Genomic DNA, 1,651 nt, shown 5'->3' with positions numbered 1-1,651 from the left:
ACTCTTAAGAAACACATTCGCCTGGTGAGGACTGGGGAACAAGATCAAAACCAAGAGTCTGAGCTTTTTTCTCAAGATAGGAGAGAGTGCGTTGACGATACTTTTGTTCGTAAGCATCAACACCAGGATCACTAAAAGCATCACCAGTAGTCCAAAGACGATAAAAAATACGAGCCAATTTGTGTGCAGTAGCAGTAATTGCTTTAGGAGCACCTAATCGGCTGCGGATGCGGCGATAGTAAGCCCCTAAAGCAGAATGACTGCGAGAAAGAGTTTGTGCAGCCATACGAAAAGCATTGGCTGCACGATTGACAACATGACGGGTTTGAGAACTTTTGACTTTACCACCAGTAATGCGACTGCCAGGACATAAACCCAGCCAAGAAGTAAAATGTTTAACTGTAGGGAATCGAGAAGGGTCTAAACCCAACTCAGACAAGAGAACTAAAACCGTTAAGGCTCCGAAACCATTAATTTGGGTAAAATCTACTCCACTAAGACGATACAGATGAGTGCGTAAGTCAAATTGAGGAGCATTACCGGGTTGCTTTTTTCCTCGACGTTTGGGTTTAGGCAAAGGTTGAGCAGCTAAATCAACTTTATCGGGAAAGTGAGCTAAACATTGTTCAATTTGATGATCGATGGCCTGAAGGTGAGTTTGATAACTTTCGTAGAGTTGTAATTCTTGAGAAAGAATAAACAACAATTCTGGGCGATAATCCCCAGTGAGGGAATCGGCAATTTCCTGACAACTAGCCTTAATGCGACCATCCTTAAAGGATGCTAACTTTTGGGGGTCACGCTCTCCCGCTAGAATGGCTTTAATAATTGCCATCCCCGTTTTACCAGTAATGTCACTAATCACCCGATGCAGTTGTAGATTCATTTGAGTTAGAGCTTTTTGCATTCGTTGAACATGAACACAACCACTTTTAATTAAGTTATCTCGTTGCCGAATATAACTACGTAAAACACAAATTTGGTCAACTGGCGCGAAAAGAACCTGCCAATAAGCCATAAGTGTGTAATTGTTGCAACCATTGACAATCTAGGACATCACTTTTCCGTCCTGGGACAGTTTTGACATAGTGAGCATTGACTAGTTTGACTTCAAACCCGCGACTTTCGAGCACCTGAAACACTGGTAACCAATAAACTCCCGTTGATTCCATTGCCACTGTCTCGATGCCACACTCAGTTAGCCAATCTGCCATCTGATCTAAATCCTTAGTAAAGCAACTAAAACTCCTGACATGGTCATCATCTCTTCCCTGTGGTATACTGACCCAATGTCGGTCTGCACCAATATCAATACCGGCGGCATTGGAGTTGATTGCTGATAATTCTTGATCAGACAATTTTTTTTTAGAGTTTTTTGACTTTTTCATCTTTAACACTCACAGTAAGGAGGAGACGGAGAAGTACCATGACCTGGGGATGGCATTTAATCTAATCTCTTAAACGGGATAGTGAGGATTCACTTCACCAATACTTTTGCCCAAACCCCCCAGAACCAGGCTGAGATTCGGGCGCGAGGGCACCATTGTTACAACGGCTTTAACTGTCACGATACAAGTAATAGTGTACGGTAAATCTGTTAAGTTTCTTACTACTGTTGCTAGTGGCCATCGCCGCTAGTCAGGGGCTGAGA

The 1,651-nt window shown here is 42.9% G+C and carries 1 pseudogene; it reads right to left on the bottom strand.

The features are described from left to right. Positions 1-4: 4 nt before the first annotated feature. A pseudogene (locus F6J99_RS44830) lies at positions 5-1,388 on the bottom strand (IS110 family transposase). Positions 1,389-1,651: the final 263 nt, after the last annotated feature.

The sequence above is a fragment of the Moorena sp. SIO4G3 genome, assembly GCF_010692305.1.
GTDB classification, from domain to species: Bacteria; Cyanobacteriota; Cyanobacteriia; order Cyanobacteriales; family Coleofasciculaceae; genus Moorena; species Moorena producens_A.
Note: the sequence above shows the minus strand (reverse complement) of the source record. Positions and strands in the feature narration are given on the sequence as shown.